Genomic DNA, 24,466 nt, shown 5'->3' on the forward strand with positions numbered 1-24,466 from the left:
GGAGGTCACGCCTGCGCGTCGGTATCCGCCGCAGGCCATACGGTGAAAACCTCGTTGCGGGCGATCGATCGGATTGGCGAAGATCACAGCATGCTGTTGACGATCACCTACACCCGGCCGCGGGAGGCGAGTCGGCCCGCGACGGATCTCGGCTACCTGCTGCACAAGAGCCCGGAACGGGTGCAGGCGTTCGACCAGTCCTTCGGGACCGCGCACGTCGTGTACTCCGAAGCAACCGACGAGCGCTGCACCGCGGCGCTGGTCCTGGAGGTCGATCCCGTGCGCCTGGTGCGCGGGTCTTCGCGCGGCACCCCGGATTTCAGCCTCGGCCAGTACGTGAACGACCGTCCCTACGCGGCTTCCTCGTTGCTGTCGGTGGCGCTGGGCGCGGTCTTCCGCACGGCACTGCGCGGGCGCTGCGAGCAGCGACCCGAACTGGCGCGCACCCCGCTGCCGCTGCGCATCGAACTGCCCTCCGCGCCGTGCCACGGCGGCCCGGAACTCGCGACCCGGATCTTCGCCCCACTGGGCTGGAACGTGACGGCCACCCCCCTGCCCCTCGACCCGGCCTTCCCCGAATGGGGCGATTCCCCCTACGTCCACCTGGTCCTCACCGGCACCGTCCGCCTCGCCGAAGCCCTCTCCCACCTCTACGTGCTCCTGCCGGTACTCGACGGCGCCAAGCACTACTGGGTGGCCGCCGACGAGGTCGACAAACTGATCCGCGCGGGCGAGGGCTGGCTCGGCGGGCACCCGGAGCGCGTCTGGATCACCCGCCGCTACCTCGCGCGCAGACACGAACTGGTGCGCACCGCACTCGCCCGGCTCGCCGAGGTCGACGATGTGGATCCCGAACAGCTCGACGCGGTCGAGGACACGGCGCCGATCGAGGATTCGACACTGTCCGATGGCACGGCGTTGTTCGATGACGCCGGTGCACATGATGACGCCACGTCGATCGAGGGCTCGGCGCTGCTCGATGGCGCCGGACCGCTCGATGGCGCTGGACCGCGTGTGGACGCCGCGCCGCGCGAGGACGAGGCATCGCGTGGGGGCAAGTCGCGCGACAGCGACGCTCGACCCGACCCGACGGTGTCGCGTGCAGACTCGGTGTCGCTCGAGAACCCGGCACGCGACAACGGCGCGGCATCGGCGCGGGAAGTCGGGTCGCTCGAGGCAGCCGCGTCGCCTGATGGCGCGGCGCCGTTCGAGGGGGCCACAGAGCCCGAGGACACATCGAGCGTGCGGTCGCCTCTCGGCCGCGACGGAAAGTCCGGGTCCGCGCGGTCGGCGGGCGCAGCGGTTGCCGCCGCTGTGCCGCCGGGCGTGGTCGGTGATGGCGAGTCCGGATCGGATCCGGCGACCGTCGATCCGCCCGCGCCGTCGCTTGCCGAGGCGCGTCGCATCGCCGTACTCGAAGCTCTACGCGCCCACGGTGCGCGGCGGGTGCTCGACCTCGGTTGCGGCGAGGGCGCACTGCTGCGTGAACTGCTCGGGGACAGGACTTTCGGCGAAATCGTCGGCGTCGATGTCTCCACGCGGTCGCTGGCGATCGCCGCGCGCAGGCTGCGGCTCGACCGGCTGCCCGAACCGGTGGCGCGACGGTTGCGGCTGCTGCACGGCTCGCTCACCTACACCGACGCGCGCCTGCGCGGATACGACGCCGCCGTGCTCATGGAGGTGATCGAGCACATCGATCCGCCGCGGCTCCCGGCCCTCGAGCACGCGGTCTTCGGCGTGGCCGCACCGGCGACGGTCCTGGTCACCACGCCCAACGCCGAAGCCAATGTCCGCTACGAAGGGCTCGCGCCCGGCGACATGCGCCATCACGACCACCGTTTCGAATGGACTCGCGCGCAGTTCGAGGAATGGGCGGGCACGGTCGCGGCACGATTCGCCTACCGGGTGCGCGTCGTACCGGTCGGCGTTGTCGACCCCGATCACGGTGCACCGAGCCAGTTGGCGATCTTCGCCGCGGGCACGTCGTCGGTGCGGGAAGGAGCAGCGTGAACGACACCGCCACCACCGAACTCGTCGTGCCCGCGCTGTCGCTGGTGGTACTCGTCGGTTGCACGGGATCGGGGAAATCGACCTTCGCGCACAAGCATTTCCCCGCCACCGCGATCGTGTCCTCGGACACCTGCCGCGGCATCGTCAGTGACGACGAGAACGACCAGTCCGCGACCCCGGAAGCCTTCGCGCTGCTGCACCACATCGTCGGTGTCCGGCTGCGGCGCGGACTGCGCACCGTGGTCGACGCCACCAATGTGCAGCCGAAGGCGCGGCAGGAACTGGTCGCGCTGGCCAAGGCACACGATGTGCTGCCGGTCGCCGTCGTCCTCGACCTTCCCGACGCGATCTGCCTGCGGCGCAACGCCGCCCGGCCCGAGCGCGCCGAGGTCGGTGCGCACGTGGTGCACCGCCAGCAGCGCGAACTGCGACGCGGTCTGCGTGGTTTGGCCCGCGAGGGTTTCCGTAAGGTGCACGTGCTGCGCGGTGTCGAAGCCGTCGACGCCGCCGTCGTCGTGGACGAGAAGTCCTGGAACGACCGGCGCGAGCTCACCGGCCCGTTCGACATCGTCGGCGACGTGCACGGCTGCCGCGCCGAACTCGAGACCCTGCTCGACCGCCTCGGCTATCGGATCGCCCGCGACGACCGAGGCCGCGCGATCGGCGCCGACCACCCCGACGGCCGCCTCGCGGTCTTCGTCGGCGATCTGGTCGACCGCGGCCCCGACACGCCCGGCGTGCTGCGGCTGGTCATGGGGATGGTGGCGGCCGGAACGGCGTTGTGCGTCACCGGCAATCACGAGAACAAGCTGGTGCGCGCGCTGGACGGGAAGAAGGCGAACGTGAGGCACGGCCTGGCCGAATCGCTGGCGCAGCTCGAGGGCGAGGATGCCGACTTCCGCGCCGCGGCGCTCGCCTTCTGTCGCGCGCTGATCAGCCACTACGTACTCGACGGCGGCAGGCTCGTGGTCGCGCACGCCGGTCTGAAGGAACAGTTCCACGGCCGCGCCTCGGGCCGCGTGCGCGCGTTCGCCATGTACGGCGAAACCACCGGCGAGACCGACGAATACGGGCTTCCGGTGCGGTATCCGTGGGCCGAGGAGTATCGCGGCCGGGCGACGGTCGTCTACGGGCACACCCCGGTCACCGAACTGCGATGGGTGAACGACACGCTGTGCGTCGACACCGGTGTGGTGTTCGGCGGCAGCCTCACCGCGCTGCGCTACCCGGAGCGCGAACCGGTTTCCGTCGCCGCCGAACAGGTCTGGTACGAGCCGGTGCGCCCGTTGGCGGCGACGACGATCGCGACCGGTGACGCCGTGGTGCGCCGCGATCCCGGCGTACTCGACTTGGAGGATGTGATCGGCCGCCGGGTGGTGCAGACCCGCCACCACGGCCGCGTGAGCGTGCGGGAGGAGAACGCGGCGGCGGCGCTCGAGGTGATGAGCCGGTTCGCGATGGATCCGCGCTGGCTGGTCTACCTGCCGCCGACCATGTCACCGTGCGCGACCTCCGAACTCGACGGGCACCTGGAACACCCGGCCGAGGCGTTCGCGTACTTCCGGGACGCGGGCGTATCGCGGGTGGTGTGCGAGGAGAAGCACATGGGTTCACGCGCCGTGGTGGTGCTGGCCCGGTCCGCGCGGGCCGCTCGGGACCGCTTCGGCGTCGAGGGCGGCGAAGCGGGCGCGATCTTCACCCGCACCGGCCGCGCCTTCTTCGACGCTGCCTCGACCACCGACACGCTGCTCTCGCGCCTGCGCGCCGCGGCCGAGCGGTCCGGGCTCTTCGACGACCTCGGATCGGACTGGGTGCTGCTCGACGCCGAACTCATGCCGTGGTCGGCCAAGGCCATCGGCCTGCTGCGCGGCCGCTACGCCGCGGTCGGCGCGGCCGCTCGCGCGTCGCTCGACGCGACTACCCGGGTGCTCGCCGATGTCGCCGCGCGCGGCATCGATATCGCCGACCTCGCGGCGCGCACCGAGCGGCGCGCCGCCGACGCGGCCGCCTTCACCGCCGCCTACGGCCGCTACTGCGCCCCGACCGACGGCGCCGACGGCCTGCGCATCGCCCCTTTCCGCATCCTCGCGAGCGCGGGTGCGAATCACGCCATGCGCGACCACGACTGGCAGTTCGCCCGGATCGACGCTCTCGTCGCCGCCGATACCGACCTGCTGACCCGCACCGCCCGCCTGGTGCTGGATCCCGGCGCACCCGCCGAGGTCGCCGCCGCGACCGCGTGGTGGACCGACCTGACCGCCGCGGGCGGCGAAGGCATGGTGGTCAAACCGTTCGATCCGGCTCCCGCGCCCGGCGCGCGTCCGGTGCAGCCGGGAATCAAATGCCGCGGCCCCGAATACCTGCGCGTCATCTACGGTCCCGAATACCTGCACGAGGACAATCTGCGTAGGTTGCGCCACCGCGGACTCGGCCGCAAACGGTCCATGGCGCTGCGCGAATACGCCCTCGGACTGGAAGCGCTCGACCGGTTCGCCGCAGGGGAGCCGCTGTGGCGAGTGCACGAGGCGGTGTTCGCGGTTTTGGCCTCGGAGTCCGAACCCGTTGACCCGCGCCTGTAGCGCCGAAACCGAGTCGGATCGGGCCCGTCGGCCAGGCGGCGCGCGATGCGGGCGGCATTCCGCCGAGCAGCCTGCGTCGCGTCGGCGTGCCGCACCGCCCGCAGCCGCCCGCGCGGGCGGGGCGGTAGGTGTCAGCGGTCCGTTCCCGGCCGTCCCACCGGCGCGTGCGGGGCGGTCCTCGGGATCGCGGTATCGGTCAGCGTGGTGCGCCGCAGCACGTTTTCGGCGCGCTCGATCAGCGCGTCGAGACCGAGGTCGAAGATCCGTTCCTGGGTCAGGCGGAACTCGTAGCCGTCGTCTATGATCGCGCCGAGGGTCGGCGTGACGTCGCGGTCGATCCGGTCCGCGCCCGGTGGCTCGGCGGCTTCGAGGTTCTGCTGGCGTTCCAGTAGCGCGAAACCGCGGCTGTGCGCGGCCAGCGAGAAGTAGGTGTCGAGGGCGTCGCGCGGCGTGAAGCCCGCGCCGACGAGTTCGGTGACCACCGTTTCGAGTCGCTCGTTGGCGACCCTGGTCGGATTGTCGCCGTAGACCGAGGTGTTCGCGATGAGTAGGTCGCACAGCACCGGGTTGTCCTGGAACAGGGTGCGCATCGCTCTGAAGTGTTCGCGCAGCAGTTCGTTCCACGGGCCGCGGGAGGTGAAGGGCAGTGCGATGTCGTACTGGGCGATGGCGCGCTCGCGCATCGCCTCCAGCAGCGCGTCCTTGCTGCGGAAATACCAGTAGATGCTGGTCACGCCGACGTCGAGGCGCCGGGCGAGCAGCGGCATGCTCAGCTTCTCCACGGTGATCTCGGCGGCGAGCGCGAAGGCGCCGTCCACGATGTCGGGCGCGCTGATCGAGCCGCGTTCGCGGCGCTGCCGACGCGGCGTGCGGATCTGGCTCGTCTCGCGTTTCACCGACTCCCTTCCTGTACGGGGCTGGACGCCAGAGCCTATAGGGTGCGTGGTCGGGGCGGTCCGCGCCGGAAAAACAGCCTATAGGGTGCGGTGCTCGCAGCGGTCCGCGCCGGAAAAACCGACCGCGATACGTCGAATTGTATGTCTTGCGGTAAGTCCTTACGGTAACCTCGTGCCGACCACGACTCGCGGTGCGGGCCGGGCTGATTCGTGAGCAATCCCCGTGCAGCGCCTGCGATCAGGGGCGGCCGGGCCGATGGTTCCACGGACCTCCCCGGTGCTTCGAGAGGACGCGAACAGTGAACGCAGAGCATGCGACATCCGAATCGGTTCGGAAAGCGAAAACCTTCCATTTCGACCGCCACACCCCCGAATACCGAACCCGGTTCGGCGAGATCACCGAACACATGCACGCCCAATGCCCCCTGGCCTGGACCGAGACCTACGACGGTCACTGGGTCGCGGCGGGCAATCGCGAAGTCTTCGAGCTCGCACGCTGCGACTACGTGTCCAACGACCGGGACTACAAGAACGAGCGCCGCGGCTACAAGGGCATCACCATCCCCGGCGGGCAGTCGATGATGCCGATGCGCAACGGGATCCTGGAAATGGACGAACCCGAACACCGGATCTTCCGCGCCGTCCTCAACCCGTATCTGTCGCCGCGCGCGGTGCAGCGCTGGCTGCCGTTCATCGACGACCTGATCCGCGCGTGCCTCGACGAGAAGATCGAATCCGGGCGCATCGACTTCGTCGACGACCTCGCCAATATCGTCCCCGCCGTCCTCACCCTCGCCATGATGGGCATTCCGCTGCGGAAATGGGCCGTCTACAACGAGCCCGCGCACGCCTCGGTCTACACCCCGCCCGATTCGCCCGACAGCCCTCGGGTCCAGCAACTCAATCTGGAAATGGGCCTCGACCTGCTCGCGAACCTCCAGGAGATCCGGCGCGAACCCCGCCCGGGTCTGATCGACGGTCTCGTCCGCATGCGCATCGACGGCGTCGAACCCGAGGAAATCGACCTGCTCGGCATCCTCGCCCTGCTCATCGGCGGTGGTTTCGACACCACAACGGCACTGACGGCCCACTCCCTGGAATGGCTGTCGCAGCATCCGGGGGAACGCGAAACCCTCAGCAGCGAACGCGAATACCTGTTGGATTCGGCGACCGAGGAATTCCTGCGCTATTTCACCCCCGCCCCCGGCGACGCCCGCACGATCTCCGCGGACTGCGAAGTGGCGGGCCAGCGTTTCCAGGAAGGCGAGCGACTGTGGCTGTCCTGGGCGATGGCCAACCGCGACGGCACCGTCTTCCCCGACCCGGACACCGTGCGCCTCGACCGAAAGGCCAACCGCCACCTCAGCTTCGGCCTCGGCATCCACCGCTGCATCGGCTCCAACGTGGCCCGCCTGGTCTTCAAACGCATGCTCACCGCCGTCCTCGACCGCATGCCCGACTTCCAGTGCGACCCCGAAGGCGCCGTCCACTACGACACCATCGGCGTGATCCAAGGAATGCGCAAACTCCCCGCCACCTTCACCCCCACCCCCCGCCTCGGCGTGGGCTTGGACGAAACCCTCGAGAACCTGGAAAAGATGATCCAGGACCAACAGTTGGCGTCCCCCGTCACCGCCCCCTCCTGACTCGCTCCTCGCGGGAGGGCGACACCTTCATCGACCACGTGATCCCATCGAACGCCGTCGGTGCGACATCCGCTGAACGAACCTCGGTTCGGTGGTTGCGCCTGCGAGGATTGTGGTGGGCAACGCTGTGGTGAGCGCGTGAGTTGTGGACCGGACCAGACCGCGAAACCACCTCTTTCGGAACCCAGTGGTTTCGCTCTACCGTGGAATGGTGGCATCGTTCAGCGCCGCACATGTCGCATCTTGTCCGTCGGCGCGAACCCTCCTCCGGTTCGAACGCCGGCGGGCGAGGCATGAACAGTTCGTCTCGCAGGCGGCCGAAAGGTTCGAGTGTCAGTCGGCGATTCGGGCCCCGCCCTCGATTCGGGCAAGCACGTGGGCGGCCAGGGCTTCGGGGGCCTGCTCGGGGACCCAGTGGCCGATGCCGTCCAATGCCACGAAGGTGAAGTCGGCTTCGACGTAGGGTTCGCAGGTCAGTGCCGCCGAGTGCGCGATCGCCATATCGGCGCTGCCCCATAGGTAGGTGGTCGGGACGCGGACCGGCGGGACCGTCGCCCAGTCGGGGCGGGCCGTGCGGTACCAGTTGAGCGCGGCCGTCATCGCCCCGGGGCGGGAAAGCACCCGGACGTGGTGGTCGGCGAGTTCGGGGGCGACGTCGGCGCCGAAGCCGATGCGCAGTGCGGCGGCGTCGTCGGCGAGCAACAGGTCTTCGGTGCCCGCGGCTTCCAGGGTCGACATGTATTGCGAGGTCTCGCGTTGCGTGGGATCGGATTCGATGGCGTGCGCGAATCCGGCGGGGTGGGGGACCGACACCGCGGTCAGCGAACGGACCCGATCCGGTTCCCGCGCCGCGAGACTCCACGCGACGATCGCACCCCAGTCGTGCCCGACCAGGTGCACCGAATCGGCCCCGATCGCGTCGCACAGGCGCGACACGTCGTCGGTGAGGGCGGACAGGGAGTAGGCCGCGGGGTCGGCGGGGCACGCGCCGGGGGAGTAGCCGCGCTGGTCGGGGGCGTAGGTGCGCACCCCTTCGGCGGCCAGCAGCGCGCTCAGCGGTATCCAGGAGGCCGAACTCTGCGGGAATCCGTGCAGGAGAACCGCGATGGGTCCGTCGCCGCTTCCCTCGGTCCTGACCTCGAAGGTCAGGTCGCCGATCGGAACGGTCGATTCTGGTGTGCCGACAGTCATGTGGTAGCTCCGTTGTGGCTCGGCAACTCCCGCCTGGGTCTGCGAGAGTAGTTGTGGCAGCGTCGGATTCGTCGTGGATCGAGTTCGTGTCGAGAAGTTCGGGTCTGCGATGCCGGGTACGCGCACGTCGGTCCGCGGGTGCGGCGCTGGTCAGTGGTCTTCGTCGGTGAAGCGGATGACGCCGCGAATATTGCGCCCTTCCAGCATGTCCCGGTAGCCGTCGTTGATCTGGTCGAGACGGTAGGTGCGAGTGACCATGTCGTCGAGGTTCAACCGGCCCACCTTGTACATCGACAGCAGGTGGGGGATGTCGTAGTGCGGGTTGCCGCCACCGAAGATGGTGCCCTGCAAGCGTTTCTGCAACAGGGTCAGCATGGACAGGTTCAGCGTCGCCGCGTTCTCGGCGAGCGGGCCCATCGCGGTGACCACACAGGTCCCCGCCTTCGCGGTGATGCCGAGCCAGGTGTCGATATCGGTGCCGTGCGACTCGCCGACGGTGACGACGACCTTCTTCGCCATGCCGCCCGCGGTGATCTCCGCGCACGCGGCGGTGGCTTCCTCGACGCTCGCGTAGGCATGCGTCGCGCCGAATTTCAACGCCTGCTCGCGTTTCCACTCGACCGGGTCGACGGCGAAGATGTACCTTGCGCCGCAGTGCACCGCGCCCTGGAGCGCGGCGACGCCGAGCCCGCCGATGCCGATGATCGCGACATCCTCGCCCGGGCGGATGTCGGCGGCGCGGGTGGCCGAGCCGTAGCCGGTGGTGACGCCGCAGCCGACCAGGCAAGCGACCTCGAACGGGATGTCGGGGTCGATCTTGACCACCGAGGTCTGGTGCACGACCGCGTAGGGGGCGAAGGTGCCGAGCAGCGACATCGGGTAGGCGTCCTGTCCGCGCGCGGTGACGCGGTGCGTGCCGTCGCTCACCGCGGCGCCGCCGAGCAGTAGCGCGCCGAGGTCGCACAGGTTGCGCAGCCCGACCTGACACGACGGGCATTTACCGCAGGACGGGATGAACGAGAGCACCACGTGGTCGCCGACCGCGAGATCCTCCACGTCGGGGCCGAGTTCGACGACGACGCCCGAGCCTTCGTGCCCGCCGAGCACCGGGAAGCCCATCATGGGAATGCCGCCGGTGGCGAGATGGTGGTCGGAGTGGCACATGCCCGCCGCTTCCATCCGCACCTTCACCTCGTGGCGGCGCGGATCGCCGATCTCGATCTCCTCGATCGCCCACGGCTGGTCGAACTCCCAGATGAGCGCGCCTTTTGTCTTCATCGACGTGTCTACTTCCTGCGCGAAGGGGCCGTGGCGGCCGTGGATACGGAGCTGCCGCTGAGCGCGGCCGGGTTTCGGCTGTGCGAGTGGACAGCCATAGGTCGATCCGCGAGCATGATCAATCCGCCGTCGCCGTCGACTGCGCGAGATAGCGTGCGCGCAGTTCGCGTTTGACGAGTTTGCCGGTGGCGTTGCGCGGCAGCGGGCTCATGTCGAAGCGGACTTCGGCGGGAATCTTGTGTGGCGGCAGTGTCTCGCGCGCGAGGTCGCGGACGTCGTCGGCGTCGAGGGTTCGGTCGCCGTCGACGGTGACCGCGACGACGAGTTTCTCGCCGAGTCGTTCGTCGGGCACCCCGAACGCGGCGACCTCGGTGAACGCGTCGCCCACCATGAGTGCCGCTTCGACCTCGCTGCACGCGATGTTCTCGCCCGCGCAGATGACGATGTCCTTGCTGCGGTCCACCAGGTAGATCAGTCCGTGTTCGTCGACGTAGCCGAGGTCGCCGGTCGACAACCAGGGGCGGTGGTCGTCGGTCAAGGATCCGTCGGAGTCGATGTAACCGGCCATGACGAGGCCGCCGCTGAGCTCGAGTTCGCCGAGCGTCCCCGCCGGGACCTCTTGTCCCGCCGCGTCGGTGACGCGGACTCGCATCGTGGGGCTGACCGGTCCGACGGTGTTCGGGAAGTCCGCGAGCACGGCGCCGCCCGCGGTGCAGACGCTGCCCGCGGTCTCGGTCATGCCCCAGCCGTTGCTGCGTTGGGCGCCCGGCACGGTGTCGGAGATGTGCGCGGTCAGGTTGGGCGGTGTGGCCTGTCCGCCCGGGGTCACGTTGACCAGGGAGGCGAGCAGAGTCGATGCGTCGGGTTGCTTGAGCAGTTCGTCCACGGTCATGGGCGGCCCCGACATGAGGGTCAGCTTGTGCTCGTGGATCAGGCGGACGGCGACCGCGGGGTCCCAGCGTCGCATCGTCGCCACCCGGCCGCCGGAGTTCAGTGCCGAGATCAGACCAGCGAGGCCCGAGACGTGGAAGAGCGGGAAGATCAGCAGCGCCGAGGTGGGCGGCATCAGCGCGCGGATGTCGTCGACGGCGATGCCGTAGCGGTGCGCGGCGATCCGCAGATTGCACTCGACGACGAATCTCATGTTGAGCACGACGTTGACCAGGTTGCGGTGGGTCAATTGCACGCCTTTGGCGCGCCCCGAGGTGCCGGAGGTGAACAGGATCAGGCACGGCGCGTCGGCGGGCGCCTCGACCACGGGACCGTCGGTGTCGGTTTCGGCGATCAGGGAATCGACCGTCGGCAGCTCCGCGTCGATCCGGTCGGTCGACACCAGGGTGGCGGCGTGGTCGACAGTGCGCAGGAGCTCGATCCGCGGCGGGTCCGCGATGACGACGGTGGACGGGACGTCTTCGAAGGCCGCCGCGATCTCGGTGGCGCTGGAGCGGCTGTTGTAGAGCACCGCGACCGCGCCGATCCTGGTGATCGCGAGCAACGCCACCAGATACGACGACTGGTTGGCCATCATGACCCCGACCCGGTCGCCGACCGCGATCCCGTAGCGCTCGCGCAACGCGCCCGCGAACCGAGCGGCGCGGGCGAAGATGTCGGCGTAGGTCCTGGTTTCGTCGTCCACGGTCAGGACGTTGTCGGCGAACCGTGTCGCGAGGTCGGCGACGGATTCGTGGAAGGTGGCGCCCGCGTTCCGGTAGGTGAGCACCCGGTGGCCGTCGATCTCGACCTCGGTCGTCTCGAACGGCGCACCCGCGGCGGTGAGCTCGGCTTCGATGGCCCGGAAGGTCTCGATGATGGAGGACTGCTGCGGGGCGGCCTCGGGCATGGGTACTCCTGTCACTGCTCAACGTCGTCGTCGATGGGCGCGCCGAGGACGCAGGCGGGTCAGCGCGCGCGGCCCGGCAACGGCACGCGCCCGCGGACCGGTCGACTCGGGCGCCGGGACCGATCCCGACGGCGTGGAATCCGATGCTTCCGATCCGCGCGCAGTGCGGCCGCGGCCACGGGGCGTGTGTCGCACCGCACTCCGAACGGGACGGGAGTCCAGGTGCGACGTAGAGCACAATACCCATCAGGTGGACACATGTATAGATGAATGTCCAGCTATCGGACCGCCGGTTGCGGCGACACCGCGAGCGGCCATCGCGGGCATCGCGCCATCCGGGTGTCTTTACTAATGTAAACAGCATGGCGGAGGCGGCGATGGAAGCGGTGACGGGACGTCGTGCGATCGCGGGGCGCTCGGCGGAGACGGCGGACCGGCTGCTCGAAGCCGGACTTGAGGTGCTGCGGGAACGCGGCTACGACCAGATGTCCATGCGCGAGGTGTGCCGCCGCGCCGGGCTCACCCACGCGACCGCCTACGGCTACTTCTCCGCCAAGCACCATCTGGTGGCCGAAGCGTACTGGCGCCGCATCCGAGGGTGGGCCGAACAGCCGCTCGTCGGCGCGACCCCGATGGAACGGCTGCGCGCGGTCTTCGACGAACTCGGCACGCTGATGGCCGCCGAGCCGGAACTGAGCGTGGCGGCCTCGGCGGCGGTGCTCAGCCGCGACCCCGACGTGGCCCGGCTGCGCGACCGCGTCGGCCGCGCGATCACCGATCGGCTGCGCGCCGCGACGGGCGACACCTGCTCCGACGCCGTGCTCGCCGCGCTCAACATCGCGGTGAGCGGCGCCATGATCCAGGCCGGGATGAACTACTCGTCCTACCCGGAGATGGCCGAACGGCTGACTTCGATGGCGGAGTTGCTGCTCGCGGGCGGCGCGGCGATGCCGACCGACGAGCGCTAACTGCCCCTCATGCGGTCCGGGGCCGCCGGGCCTTGTCGCGCAAGCGGGTCCAATTCATCGCGGGCGCCGTCGGCCGCACCCCCGGCCGGGTGCGCGGCACCCGCACCCGCAGCGCCCCCGGCCGGATCACACAGCGCACCGGCGTGCTGAGCATCAGCGATTCGCCGTCGACGCCGACCGGGATGTCCTTCGCCTCGGCCTCGACGACCACCTCACCCGCGCCGAGCCGGACCAGTTGCCGAAAACGCCCGATACGCAACAGGTCCAAGGCTTCGCGCGCGTTGGCGACCGACACCGCTACCGCGCCGAGCAATCCGCGATCGAGGCGTTCGCGCCTGCTCAATCCGGCGAGATCGCCACTGCCGTAGGGATTGTTGCTCACCAGCACGGCCTGCGGACCGTCCACCACGGTGTCGCCGATATGCGCGACCAGTCGCGAACCCTTGTCGCCCGCGAGCAGATCCGGCAGCATCTCCAGCACCGTCGCGGTCTTGTCGTCGCGATAGGCCGGGCTGCGCACCACCTCGGCGTACACCCCGAAGGAGACGTTGTTGACGAAGGGGCGATCGTTGACGGCCCCGATATCGATCCGCAGTTCGACGCCGTCGTCGAGCGCGTCCAGCGAGGCCGCCGGATCGGCGCGGTCGAGTCCGAGGTCCATGGCGAAATGGTTGCGGGTGCCCGCGCTGATCACCAGGAACGGCACGTCGCTGTCGGCGGCGACCCCCGCGACCAGCGCCTGTGTTCCGTCGCCGCCCGCCACCCCGAGCAGGTCGGCCCCGCGCGCCACCGCGTCGCGCGCGGCGGCGACCACGTCGACGGTGCCCGGCCCCTCCAGCAGCAGCACCTCGGCGCCGCGGTCCTCGGCCTTGCGCCGCAGGTCGAACCGGCCGACCTTGCCGCCCCCGGAATGCGGATTCATGATGAGGAACGGATGCCGCGGCCGCGCGGTCGGATACTCCGGCATCGCGATGGTCTCGTCCTCGCGCAGGGCGGTGCGCGCGCACAGCACCGCCAGCGCCGCGAGTCCGCACGACAGCAGCACCACCCACAGCAGATTCGCGCGGACGAACAGGGCGAACACCACGAGCGGCGCGAGCAGCGCCAGCACGAGCGCCGCTATGCGCGCGGCACCGCGCCGGGTCAGGAACCAGTACAGCGCCGCCACCGTCACCACCGCGCCGCCCGCGCCGACGATGAACAACCCGACCGTGCCGAGCAGTCCCGCGAACAGCACCGGGGCGAGCGCCGCCGCGCCCGCGAACCCGAACGCCGCCCGCGCCGCCCACCGCCGCATGCCGGTTCGATCCGGCGCCTGCCCGCTCATGCGCGTTCGCTTTCGCTCGACACGCGCGCGCGGGACGGGTCGACGGCATCGCGCGCGGGTATGGGCGCGGTCCGCGCGCCGCGCCGCCTGCGCCGCACCGCCTTGTCCGCCTCCACCGCGATCGGGACCAGCAGCGACCAGCCGAGGCAGGCCAGCCACTGGCCGCCGGTGAGCGAGGTCGTCATCAGCAGGTCCTGCAGGAATCCGAGTTCGACCGCGAACACCGTGACCACGACCGGAATCGAGAGGATCTTCAAGGCGCCGAGGATGGGCGCCTCGAATCCGGAGTCGGGATCGCGGCGCATGGCGAGTCCGCCGAGGATGGAACCGAAGGACAGCACGACGAAGGCCGTCGTCATGGGCACGTTCGCTGCGGTCGTGCTCATCTGCCCCGGCGCGAGCAGCATGGCGGCGAGGGTGACCGCGAACTGCAGGACGCCGTAGGCGAGCCACTGCGTGAACGCCGAGCGGTTGGCGATCGGCTTGGCGGGATCGCGCGGCGGTTTGCGCATCAGACCCGGCGCGGGCGGGTCCATCATGATCACCGCGACCGGGAACAGCGTGATGAAGAAATGCTGGAACAACACCTGCAACGGCGTCTGCGCGACGCCCTCGTTGATGTTGAAAACGCTTGCGGCCAGGAACAACAGCACCAGTGAGAACAGTTTCGCCATCTGGTAGCGGATATAGGTGACGATCTTGTCGTAGATGTCGCGCCCGAGCCGGATCGCGGTGATGAGGGTGCCGAAATTGTCGTCGGTGAGCACCATCTTGCCCGCCTGTTTGGTGACCTCGCTGCCCGAACCCATCGCGACGCCGATATCGGCCTTCTTCAGCGCCGCCGCGTCGTTGACGGCGTCGCCGGTCATGGCAACCACCGCGCCCTCGCGCTGCATGAGGTCGGCGAGGCGCAGTTTGTCCTGCGGCGTCACCCGGCCGAAGACATGCAGTTCGGGCAGTCGCGTCGACAGTTCGGCATCGGACATGGCCTGCAGTTCGGCGCCGCCGACCGCGCCGGGGCCGAGTCCGAGCTCGGCGCCGATCGCGGCGGCGGTGATGGTGTGGTCGCCGGTGATCATGCGGACCTCGATACCGGCCTCGCGCGCGGTGCGCACGGCCGCGACGGCCTCCGGGCGCAGCGGGTCGATGATGCCGACCATGCCGACGAAGGTGAGATCGTCCACCAGGGCCATGGGGTCCGTGCGCACCGCGGCCTCCTGCCCGTCGAGGATGCGCGCGGCGAAAGCCAGCACCCGAAGGCCCCGCTCGGACATGCTCCGGTTGGCCTCGAGCACTTCGTCGGCGACCTCGGCGATCGGCACCGCGACCCGTCCGGGTCGGAATGCGGTGGCACAGCGGCCGAGCACCACGTCGGGTGCGCCCTTCACCAGCCCGACCAGGTGCGATCGGCCGTCGACGTCGAGGTGGTGGAAGGTGGCCATGAACTTGTAGGCCGAGTCGAAGGGCACCGACGCGATGCGCGGGGTGGTGCGGCGGGTCAGCGGGGCGTCGACGCCGATCTTGGCCGCGAGCACCACCAGCGCGGCCTCGGTCGGGTCGCCGATGACCTCGCCGGAATCGGCGACCGTGGCGTCGCTGTCCAGGCACAGCCCGTAGGCGAGTAGCGTGAAATCCGGTGTCGGCGTGCCCGCGGACGTGGTGATCGCCCCCGACTTGCGGTAGCCCTCGCCGTCCACGGTGAACCACTGCCCGTGGAAATACAGTGACCGCACGGTCATCTGATTCATGGTGAGGGTGCCGGTCTTGTCGGAGTTGATCGCGCTCGTCGCACCGAGGGTTTCGACGTCGGTGAGGTTCTTCACCACCGCCTTCGCGTCGGCGAGCCTGCGGGCGCCGTAGGCGAGCATGGCCTGCACGAAGGTCGGCAGACCGGTGGGAATCGCCGAGACTCCCATCGAGATGCCGAGCAGCAGTAGGGTTTTCCAGTCCTGGCCGCGAATCAGGCCGATCACCACGATGATCGCCACCGCGGTCCACGCGATCAGCCCGAGAACCTTGGTGAGCGAGTCGAGTTCGCGTTGCAGCGGCGACTTCTTGGGGGTGACGGCCGACAGCATCGAGGCGATGCGGCCCATCTCGGTGCCCATGCCGGTCGCGGTGACCACCATGGTCGCGGTGCCGCGGGTTACCGAGGTGTTCTGGTAGACCATGTCGGCGCGGTCGCCGAGCGGCACGTCCGCGCCGTCGAGCGCGTGCGGATCCTTGGCCACCGGCGCGCTCTCGCCGGTGAGCGCGGCCTCCTGGGTCTCCAAGGTGGCCGAGGTGAGCAGCCGCCCGTCGGCGGGCACGATATCGCCCGCCTCCAGTTGGACGATATCGCCCGGCACCAGCGCGGTGGCGTCGAGCTGCACGAGCGTGCCATCGCGGATCACCCGCGCCTGCGGGGTCTGCATCTTGGCCAGCGCGTCGACGCTGGCCCGCGCCTCGGCTTCCTGGCGGGTGCCGAGCACCACGTTCAGCACCACCAGCGCGCCGACCACGATCGCGGTCGGTATCTCGGCGATCACGACGCTGACCACGGCGACCGCGATCAGCATCAGATTCATCGGATCCCGCAGTTGCCGCAACGCGATCGACCACAGCGACGGCGCCGGTTCCGAGGCGATCGCGTTGGCCCCGTAGCGCTCTCGGCGTTCGTCGACCTCCCCGGCGGGCAGGCCCGCGCTCGGGTCCGAGCCGAGGTCGGACAGCACGGCATCGGGTTCGCGGGCGTACCAGTCCGTCGGGGCGTCACGCAGGGAGGTCATGGTCGTCGTCCTTTCCCGACGGGTACTCGCCTCAGGGGGTCGGTACCCAATGGAGTGGCTGCATCGGGGCCCGATAGCCGTCGGGGTCCTGCCGTTCGGGCAGGGTGATGTCGCGCGCGGGCAGCGGCTCATACGGAATGCGGTCCAGCAGATGCGAGATGATGCCGAGCCTGCCGCGCTTCTTGTCGTCGTTGTCGACCACGAACCAGGGCGCCCAGCCGGTGTCGGTGTAGTGGAACATCTCGTCGCGGGCGCGCGCGTAGTCGTACCAGCGGCTGTAGCTGGCCAGATCCAGATCCGACAGCTTCCAGTACTTGCGCGGATCGTCGATGCGGCTCTGTAGGCGTAGCGTCTGCTGTTCCTCGCTGACCTCGAGCCAGTACTTGAACATGAGGACGCCCGAGTCGACGATGGCGCGTTCCACCGAAGGGATGAGTTCCAGGAAGCGCCGCGCCTCCTCGTCGGTGCAGAACCCCATCACCCGTTCCACGCCCGCGCGGTTGTACCAACTGCGGTCGAAGATCACGATCTCACCCGCCGCGGGCAGATGCGGCAGGTAGCGCTGGATGTACATCTGCGTCTTCTCGCGGTCGCTCGGCGCGGGCAGCGCCACCACCCGGAACACGCGCGGGCTGACCCGCGCGGTGATCGCCTTGATCACCCCGCCCTTGCCCGCGGTGTCGCGTCCCTCGAACACCACGCAGATCCGCGCGCCGCTGGACTTGACCCACTCCTGCAACGCGACGAGTTCGGCGTGCAGCGGCCGCAGCAGCTTGCTGTACTCCTTGTTCTTCATCGGCGAACTCGGCTGCGCGGCAGTTGGATTCAGCAGTTCACCGGAATCCGACGGCGGGTGGTGTCGCTTGCCCACGATGCTCCTTCGACAGCGGTTCAGCGCGCCGGATGCCAGGTGGTCACGGCCCAGATGACCACCACGCTCAGGGCGATGATCAGCAGCGACCACGCGGGGTAGTAGGGCAGCGAGAGGAAGTTCGCGACGATCACCAGCGCGGCGATGCCGACGGCGGCGTAGCGGCCCCATGTGGTGCCGAACATCAGGCCGAGGGCGCAGATCACGCCGATCACGCCGAGGACGAGGTGGATCCAGCCCCAGGTGGTGGTGTCGAATTCGTAGATGTAGGACACACCCGTGACGTAGATCTCGTCCTTGCCGATCGCGGAGACCCCTTCGAGGATCGAGACCGCGGCGAGCACGAGCAGCAGGATCGCCGCGGTGACCGAGATGCCGGTCGCGACGCCTTGGGTCTGGAACGGTTCGGTGGGCGGCGGGGTGCGCACACCCGACGCCGCGCGATGGTCGGCCATGGTCGGCTCCTGTCGAAATCCCTGACGAAATCGGACCGGACCGGTCGATTGTCGTCGCGCCCGCACGCCGCGGACCTCACCTGTTCCGGGTGAAACGGGATTCGGGACCGCCCCGACACCGCACCGGAGACCCGCCGTCCTCGGGTGTGCCGTGCGAGCGCGTGCGCTACCGTCGTGGCGGACCTTTCCGAGAGCCCCGTCAACCGACCGAAGGAGTCGATGCCTGTGTTCGGACGGATCACCCGCGCGGTGAACACCGGAGTCCTCGCCCTGCTCGACGCACCGGGCATCGGATCGCTGCTCGGCCGAGGCATGACCGAGATCCGCTACGTCGGACGCCGTTCCGGCCGTACCATCCGAACCCCGGTCTCCTACAGCCGATCCGGTGACGAGGTCACGATCCGGGTCGCCCTGCCCGACCGCAAGACCTGGTGGCGCAACTTCCTCGGCGAGGGCGGACCACTCACCCTGCGCCTGAACGGGATGGAGCGAGTCGGTCACGCGGTCGCCACCCGCGACGAGGCGGGCCGTGTCGCCGTCCGAGTGCTGTTGACCGGACTCGAAGGCGGCGCGGTCGAATAAGGCGTCAGTTCCTGCCGTAGGTGACGAGCAGGATGGCGCGGCCGAGTGCCTTCGCGAGTTGTTCGTCGTCGATCGGGGAGTCGGCGCCGAAGACCGCGGTGATGGAGCGTTCGACCATGGCGGTGAGCACGATCGCGGTTGGCACGATGTCGAGGTCGGCGTCGATGCGCCCGGCGTGCTGTTCGGCGGCGAGGCGTTCGCAGACGATCTGCATGAACGCCTGGACGCGGGCGTGCCAGTATCGGCCGACGTCGCGGTCGTAGGCCGAGACCTCGGTGAGCGCCATCAGCAGCAGGCGGTGGCGGCGGAAGCCGGAGATCATCGCGCGCATCGCCTCGACCACGCTGCGGTCGGCGTCGGCGTGGTCGGCGCGCCACCAGTTCTCGGCCGCGTCGAACAGATCCTTGGTCGCCAGGTCGGCCATGCGGATGAGCAGCTGCGACTTGTCCGGGAAGTGCCGGTAGAACGTCGAACGGGCGACCTTGGACGCGGAGGCGATGCGCTGCACGGCGAGTTCGGTGTAGGGCGTCCCGTCCGCCATGAGCCCTTCCAATGCCTGGAGGACCTGTTCTTCGAACTCGTTGCGGCGTTCGTCGGAGTGGCTGCGGCGGCTCACCGTGACTCTCGTCAGCGACGGCATCGGCGATTTCCTGTCGGATGCATGGGTCCCATTGTGCACATCCACAATTCGGCGATCGAGCCGATTGCGCGGATACGACTGTCGTGTAGGGAGTAATCGGCGCCGCGCGAATGGGGCGGAATGTCCGAGACAAAGTGACCGCTCGGGGTCGGATCCGCGGCGGCGCGCAGCCGAGCACGGGGATCCGGCCAATCGAAATGATCATGACACGGGCCGGTGGTAACGGAGTTACTGTGTGCGAATGATCGGCAAACGGGACGGTGACGCGGCGCGCAGGATCACCGAGGCCGTACTGGCGCTGCTCGAGTCCGACGGCTACGACGCGGTGCAACTGCGCGACGTGGCGCGGCGCGCGCAGGTCTCCCTGAGCACCATCTACCGCCACCACCGCACCCGCGACGAACTCATACTCGCCGCGATGAGCGAGTGGGTCGCCTCGACCATGTATCGCGAACTCGCGCCGTCACCGCCGCAGGAGAGCTTGGCGGAGGGTCTGATGCGAGTGCTGCGGCACGTATTCGAACCGTGGGAGCGCAACCCGCGCATGGTGCGGCCCTACTTCCGCGCCAGATCCGGCCCCGGCGGCAGGCGACTCGACACCCAAGGCTTCGCGGCGGTGCTGCCGGTCCTCGCCGACATGTTCGCGGGCGTGCCCGAAGACTACGCCGCCGATATCGGCCTGGTGATGACCAATATGATCTACGCGCTCATCGGCCGCTGCGCCGACGGCGACCTCGACAGCACCGAGATCCTGCCCGCGCTCGAACGGATCGTCGTTCGCCTGACCGGCAACAACGAACCGCTCACCGTCCGTGCGCCGCGCGCCTCGCCCGACGACGCGCACGTCTTCGGGATCAGCCCCTCGTTCCATTCGCCGTTCGTGCCGTGATCCCCTGCGCCCGAACCGATCACGGGAAGACCGGAAGCAGGTCGGGACGTTTGGCCTCGGCGCCGTCGCGGGCGGCGCGGCCGAATCGGGGCAGCAGATGCCGTGCGGCCCAGCGCAGTTCGCCGCCGCGCGCGGTATCGCCGGGGCCGGGCAGCCGGTCGCGCCACGAGTCGTCGGCGCCGGGCAGGCGCAGCGTGTCGGCGACCGCGCGAGCGAGCAGATCGTGTCCGAGCGGATCGAGATGCAACCGATCTTCGGCCCACACCGCCGGATCGTCGATGGCCTCGACGGATTCGATGTCGATCAGCACGACACCGTGTTCGTCCGCAAGTTCCCGCATCTCGTCGTTGAACGCGTAGATGCGCGTGGACAGCGGCCGGGCCATCGGTGCGATCGCGCCGATATCGGGCACGGTGAACGACACGACGGTGGCGCTGGACCCGATGAGCCGACCGAACACCACATCGAGGTCGGCCGCCAGCGCCGCGCGGTTCCAGCGCGGCCGGACGATATCGTTCATCCCCGCCAGCACGGTGACCAGGTCGGGGCGATGCGCCAGAGCCGCGTCCACCTGTTCGGATCGGATGGCGGCGACGCGGTGGTCGCGGACCGCGAGATTGGCGTAGCGCACCTCGGGATGCAGCGCGCCGAGCAGTTCGGCGAAGCGGTCGGCCCACCCGCGATATCCGCCCGCGCCGTCGGGATCGCCGACCCCGACGGTGCGGCTGTCGCCGAGCGCGACATAGCGGGTGAAGGGTCTGATCGGACCGAGATCGGGCACCACATTCGCTCCAGCGGGTCGACGCTCCCGGCGTGACGAGTCCGCCGCGGCCCCGTCGGCCGTCGTCGCATCCTGCCCCGCGACGCGACTCCATCGTATGGCGGCGAAACCGACCGGCGGGATGGTGAACCCGGCGGTCGGTTTCGCGCGGCCGACGCGAGTCGGGTCGTGATGTCAGCCTCGAGCGGCGGCCAGTCCCGCGCGCAGGTCGGCCAGGATGTCCTCGATCCCCTCGATACCGACCGCGAGGCGCACGAGTCCGGGGGTCACGCCCGCGCCGAGCTGCTCCTCGGGGGTCAGCTGGGAGTGCGTGGTCGAAGCCGGGTGGATGACCAACGAGCGGACGTCGCCGATATTGGCGACATGGCTGTGCAGGGTCAGCGCCTCCACGAACCGCTTGCCCGCGTCGACGCCGCCCGCGAGTTCGAACCCGATCACCGCGCCCGCGCCCTTGGGCGCCAACGCCTTGGCGCGCTCGTACCAGGGGGAGGAGGGCAGTCCCGCGTAGGACACCGAGGTCACGTTGGACTGTTCGGTGAGGAAGTTCGCCACCGCGGCAGCGTTCTCGACGTGGCGTTCGATGCGCAGGCTCAGCGTCTCGAGGCCCTGGCTGATCAGGAACGCGTTGAACGGTGAGACCGCCGAACCCAGGTCGCGCAGCAACTGCACGCGCGCCTTGAGGGCGTAGGCGGGCGCGCCGAGATCGGCGAAGACCGCGCCGTGGTAGCTGGGGTCGGGTTCGGTGAAACCGGGGAAACGTCCCGAACGCCAATCGAATCCGCCGCCGTCGACGATCACGCCCGCGATGGCCGTGCCGTGCCCGCCCAGGTACTTGGTCGCCGAGTGCACGACGATATCGGCGCCGTGGCGCAGGGGCTGGATCAGGTAAGGGGTGGCGACGGTGTTGTCCACGATGAACGGGATGCCCGCGCCGTGCGCGACCTCGCCGATGCCGGGCAGGTCGAGGATGTGGTTCTGCGGATTGGAGATCGTCTCGCCGTAGAACGCCTTGGTGTCGGGCCGGATCGCCGCGCGCCACTGCTCGAGGTCGTCGGGATCCTCGACGAAGCTCACCTCGATGCCGAGCTTGGGCAGCGTGTAGCGGAACAGGTTGTAGGTGCCGCCGTAGAGCCGAGGGCTGGTGACGATGTGATCACCCGCGCCCGCGATGTTCAGGATCGCGAAGGTCTCGGCGGCCTGCCCCGAAGCGACGAGCAGCGCGGCGACACCGCCTTCGAGTGCGGCGATGCGCTGCTCGACCGCGTCCTGGGTCGGATTCATGATGCGGGTGTAGATATTGCCGGGCTCGGCCAGGCCGAACAGCGCCGCCGCGTGGTCGGTGTCGCGGAAGGCGTAGGAGGTGGTCTGGTAGATCGGCAGGGCGCGCGCGTTGGTCGCGCCGTCGGGCAGCTGGCCGACGTGGATCTGCTTGGTCTCGAAACTCCAGGTGGCGGTGGGATCTTCGGGCGCGCTCTCGGTGGTCATGCCCGAAGGGTAGGAATGCCGGTCGTTTTCCGCGACGGTTTCGTTCGCCTCGAGCGCAACGGTAGCCGGGGGTTTCCGATCCGCCGGTGGGGGAGTGGAACACGCCGGTGACATGAGGTGATCGCGCTGTTCGGAGGGTTGCGGAGCCGAAGACTGTTCAGTGGTCATGGCGATAACCGGCGGGTGGCCGGGTAGGAGGTGCGGACCTGTCGATTTCACCGAGCCGCTCGGGATTCCTAGCCATACCGCTATAGAGATATAGCGATCTAAACATGAGTTTACGGCTTTCGGAATCGGAAGAGGACAGAAGGCAGTGAGCGGAGGAGGGGCTTGCTCACGAAATCTCCACACGACGCGCGGGCCTACCGCACAGCCGATGGTTAGGTTCGAACCATGGAACACAGCGCACCGGCGCACGGGCAGGCGCGGCGCATCCTGGTGGTCGACGACGAAGTCACCATCGCGGAATCGATCGCCGCCCGCCTGCGCGCGGAGGGGTTCACCGTCGACCTCGCCCACGACGGGCCCGCCGCGGTGGCCGCGGCCCGCGCCAAAGAACCCGACCTCGTGGTGCTCGACGTGATGCTGCCCGGCTTCGACGGACTCGAGGTGTGCCGCCGCATCCAGGCCGACCGCGCCGTCGCCGTCCTCATGCTCACCGCGCGCACCGACGAGACCGATCAGCTCGTCGGTCTCGGCGTCGGCGCCGACGACTACCTCACCAAACCGTTCTCGATGCGGGTGCTCGCCGCCCGCGTGCACGCGCTGCTGCGGCGAGTGGACCGGGCCGCCGATCGGGACGGTGCGACCATCGTCGTCGGGGACCTTCGCATCGATGTCGACCAGCGCCGGGTGTGGCGCGCGGAGCACGAAGCCCAGCTCACGCCGCTGGAATTCGCGGTGCTCGCGCGGCTGGCGCGCAGGCCGAGGGTCGTGCACGCCCGCGAACGACTGCTCGAGGAGGTCTGGGACTGGGCCGACGCCTCCGGCACCAGGGCCGTGGACAGCCACATCAAGGCGTTGCGCCGCAAACTGGGCGCCGATCTGATCCGCACCGTGCACGGTGTCGGCTACGCGCTGGAGGGACCGTGACCAGAGGGTCGACGGAAGAGCAGCCGGTCTCGCTGGTGAATGAGTCCGCGGGACTGTCGCGATGGATTCCGCGCGAGATCAGGGCGTTCGGCGACGTGCCCGCGCGCCTCATGCCGCGCCCGCTCGACCCGGTGCGCTCGATCAAACTGAAACTCGCGATCCTCATGCTGGTCTCGGGCGGGGTCGCGTTCGGTTTCTTCCGCTTCCAGATCGGCTGGCTGCCGCCGAGGACCACCATCGCCGCCGTGGTGATCGCCCTGGTGACCTCGCAGTTCCTCGCACACGGCATCACCAGGCCGCTGCGCGAGATGACCGCGGCGGCCAAGCGGATGGCGTACGGCGACTACACGCGCCGCGTGCGGGCCAGCTCCCGCGACGAGGTCGGGCAACTGGCCGAAGCGTTCAATCAGATGGCGGCGGATCTGGCGGCCGCCGACCGGCAGCGCCGCGACCTGATCGCGAACGTGTCGCACGAGTTGCGCACCCCCATCACGGCCCTCAACGCCGTCCTGGAGAACCTGGTCGACGGCGTATCCGAACCCGATCCGCAGACCTTGCGCACCGCCCTCGCCCAAACCGAACGCCTCGGCCTGCTCGTCTCCGAACTGCTCGACCTGTCGAGCATCGAGGCGGGCGCGATCCCGCTGGATCGCGAGAATATCGCGCTGACCCCGCTGTTGGCCGAGGTCACGGCCGAGGCGGAGGTGACGACGGCGGCCTTGGGCCGAGGCGTGCGTTTCAGCACGTCCGTGCATCCAAGCGACCTCTGCGTGCACGCGGACCGTGCACGTTTGCATCAAGTGCTGATCAACCTGCTCGACAACGCCTGTCGCCACGGCCCGGCCAACGGTGAGGTCAGGGTGGCCGCCTTCCCCGAACACGGCCGCGTGGTGATCGAGGTCGAGGACCAGGGCCCCGGAATCCCGCGCGCCGAACGCGCGCGGGTCTTCGACCGCTTCACCCGAGGCGGCCGCACCGACGGCGGCGGCACCGGCCTCGGCCTCGCCATCGCCCGATGGATCGTGGAACTGCACGGCGGCACCATCGCGGTCGCCGACCCCGGTTCCCGCATCCGCCTTGCGCTGCCCGTCGACTGAGCTCAGCTTGCGCCGCGCATCGCCAAGTGCACGGCAGCGGCGGGGTCGACGGCGATATGTCCCGAGTCCAG

The 24,466-nt window shown here is 69.4% G+C and carries 19 protein-coding genes; 8 read left to right on the forward strand and 11 right to left on the reverse strand.

Annotated features, from left to right (window positions below; translation table 11 throughout):
- Positions 1-90: 90 nt before the first annotated feature.
- Together IT779_RS38910 and IT779_RS26830 are read left to right on the forward strand one after the other, a co-directional pair.
- A complete protein-coding gene (locus tag IT779_RS38910; protein ID WP_196152198.1) occupies positions 91-2,010 on the forward strand; it encodes a 3' terminal RNA ribose 2'-O-methyltransferase Hen1 in 1,920 nt (639 codons plus the stop codon).
- A complete protein-coding gene (locus IT779_RS26830; protein WP_196152199.1) occupies positions 2,007-4,589 on the forward strand; it encodes a polynucleotide kinase-phosphatase in 2,583 nt (860 codons plus the stop codon). The genes IT779_RS38910 and IT779_RS26830 overlap by 4 nt, the downstream gene beginning before the upstream one ends.
- 131 nt (positions 4,590-4,720) lie before the next feature.
- Here IT779_RS26830 and IT779_RS26835 read toward each other — a convergent pair whose 3' ends face one another.
- Positions 4,721-5,485, reverse strand: a complete 765-nt coding sequence (locus IT779_RS26835) for a TetR/AcrR family transcriptional regulator (RefSeq protein WP_196152200.1) — start codon at positions 5,483-5,485, stop codon at positions 4,721-4,723.
- Between the two features lie 299 nt (positions 5,486-5,784).
- Between IT779_RS26835 and IT779_RS26840 the strand changes: the two genes are divergently transcribed.
- Positions 5,785-7,131, forward strand: a complete 1,347-nt coding sequence (locus tag IT779_RS26840) for a cytochrome P450 (RefSeq protein ID WP_332838978.1) — start codon at positions 5,785-5,787, stop codon at positions 7,129-7,131.
- A gap of 333 nt (positions 7,132-7,464) precedes the next feature.
- Here the strand turns inward: IT779_RS26840 and IT779_RS26845 are convergent, their stop codons facing one another.
- From IT779_RS26845 to IT779_RS26855, 3 genes are all read right to left on the reverse strand, one after another.
- The gene (locus IT779_RS26845; RefSeq protein ID WP_196152201.1) at positions 7,465-8,322 is read right to left on the reverse strand and encodes an alpha/beta fold hydrolase; all 858 of its coding nucleotides are present in this window, start codon (positions 8,320-8,322) and stop codon (positions 7,465-7,467) included.
- Positions 8,323-8,472: 150 nt separating this feature from the next.
- A complete protein-coding gene (locus tag IT779_RS26850) occupies positions 8,473-9,600 on the reverse strand; it encodes an NDMA-dependent alcohol dehydrogenase (RefSeq protein WP_196152202.1) in 1,128 nt (375 codons plus the stop codon).
- Between the two features lie 118 nt (positions 9,601-9,718).
- Positions 9,719-11,440: a class I adenylate-forming enzyme family protein gene (locus IT779_RS26855; protein ID WP_196152203.1), complete on the reverse strand. Its 1,722-nt coding sequence runs from the start codon at positions 11,438-11,440 to the stop codon at positions 9,719-9,721.
- Between the two features lie 362 nt (positions 11,441-11,802).
- Between IT779_RS26855 and IT779_RS26860 the strand changes: the two genes are divergently transcribed.
- On the forward strand, positions 11,803-12,408 hold the full coding sequence (locus IT779_RS26860; RefSeq protein ID WP_196152204.1) for a TetR/AcrR family transcriptional regulator: 606 nt from the start codon (positions 11,803-11,805) through the stop codon (positions 12,406-12,408).
- Positions 12,409-12,415: 7 nt separating this feature from the next.
- Here the strand turns inward: IT779_RS26860 and IT779_RS26865 are convergent, their stop codons facing one another.
- Genes IT779_RS26865 through IT779_RS26880 form a run of 4 tightly spaced genes read right to left on the reverse strand, consistent with a single transcriptional unit; the run spans position 12,416 to position 17,829 of the window.
- The gene (locus IT779_RS26865) at positions 12,416-13,735 is read right to left on the reverse strand and encodes a diacylglycerol/lipid kinase family protein (RefSeq protein WP_196152205.1); all 1,320 of its coding nucleotides are present in this window, start codon (positions 13,733-13,735) and stop codon (positions 12,416-12,418) included.
- Positions 13,732-16,503 (reverse strand): cation-translocating P-type ATPase, encoded by a 2,772-nt coding sequence (locus IT779_RS26870; RefSeq protein ID WP_196152206.1) that lies wholly within the window; start codon positions 16,501-16,503, stop codon positions 13,732-13,734. Before IT779_RS26870 ends, IT779_RS26865 begins: the two co-directional genes overlap by 4 nt.
- A 31-nt stretch (positions 16,504-16,534) precedes the next feature.
- On the reverse strand, positions 16,535-17,335 hold the full coding sequence (gene ppk2 / locus IT779_RS26875; protein ID WP_232542142.1) for a polyphosphate kinase 2: 801 nt from the start codon (positions 17,333-17,335) through the stop codon (positions 16,535-16,537).
- 59 nt (positions 17,336-17,394) lie between these two features.
- The gene (locus IT779_RS26880; protein WP_332838979.1) at positions 17,395-17,829 is read right to left on the reverse strand and encodes a DUF7144 family membrane protein; all 435 of its coding nucleotides are present in this window, start codon (positions 17,827-17,829) and stop codon (positions 17,395-17,397) included.
- Positions 17,830-18,048: 219 nt separating this feature from the next.
- On the opposite strand from IT779_RS26880, the gene IT779_RS26885 reads away from it, so the two are divergent.
- Entirely contained in the window at positions 18,049-18,411 is a 363-nt protein-coding gene (locus IT779_RS26885) for a hypothetical protein (RefSeq protein ID WP_196152207.1), read from the forward strand.
- A 4-nt stretch (positions 18,412-18,415) separates the two neighbouring features.
- Here IT779_RS26885 and IT779_RS26890 read toward each other — a convergent pair whose 3' ends face one another.
- Positions 18,416-19,051 carry a TetR/AcrR family transcriptional regulator gene (locus tag IT779_RS26890; RefSeq protein WP_196152208.1) on the reverse strand — a complete coding sequence of 212 codons (636 nt, stop codon included), beginning with the start codon at positions 19,049-19,051 and terminating at the stop codon, positions 18,416-18,418.
- A gap of 241 nt (positions 19,052-19,292) precedes the next feature.
- Between IT779_RS26890 and IT779_RS26895 the strand changes: the two genes are divergently transcribed.
- The gene (locus tag IT779_RS26895; protein WP_196152209.1) at positions 19,293-19,940 is read left to right on the forward strand and encodes a TetR family transcriptional regulator; all 648 of its coding nucleotides are present in this window, start codon (positions 19,293-19,295) and stop codon (positions 19,938-19,940) included.
- A gap of 19 nt (positions 19,941-19,959) precedes the next feature.
- On the opposite strand, the gene IT779_RS26900 is transcribed toward IT779_RS26895, so the two are convergent.
- Positions 19,960-20,721: an SGNH/GDSL hydrolase family protein gene (locus tag IT779_RS26900; RefSeq protein WP_332838980.1), complete on the reverse strand. Its 762-nt coding sequence runs from the start codon at positions 20,719-20,721 to the stop codon at positions 19,960-19,962.
- 174 nt (positions 20,722-20,895) lie between these two features.
- Positions 20,896-22,206 (reverse strand): bifunctional o-acetylhomoserine/o-acetylserine sulfhydrylase, encoded by a 1,311-nt coding sequence (locus IT779_RS26905; protein ID WP_196152210.1) that lies wholly within the window; start codon positions 22,204-22,206, stop codon positions 20,896-20,898.
- 393 nt (positions 22,207-22,599) lie between these two features.
- Between IT779_RS26905 and IT779_RS26910 the strand changes: the two genes are divergently transcribed.
- Both IT779_RS26910 and IT779_RS26915 read left to right on the forward strand, forming a co-directional pair.
- The gene (locus IT779_RS26910; RefSeq protein ID WP_196152211.1) at positions 22,600-23,298 is read left to right on the forward strand and encodes a response regulator transcription factor; all 699 of its coding nucleotides are present in this window, start codon (positions 22,600-22,602) and stop codon (positions 23,296-23,298) included.
- A gap of 110 nt (positions 23,299-23,408) precedes the next feature.
- Entirely contained in the window at positions 23,409-24,395 is a 987-nt protein-coding gene (locus tag IT779_RS26915) for a HAMP domain-containing sensor histidine kinase (RefSeq protein WP_196152248.1), read from the forward strand.
- The last annotated feature ends 71 nt before the right edge of the window (positions 24,396-24,466 follow it).

This window comes from Nocardia bovistercoris (assembly GCF_015674855.1).
Classification (GTDB): Bacteria; Actinomycetota; Actinomycetes; order Mycobacteriales; family Mycobacteriaceae; genus Nocardia; species Nocardia bovistercoris.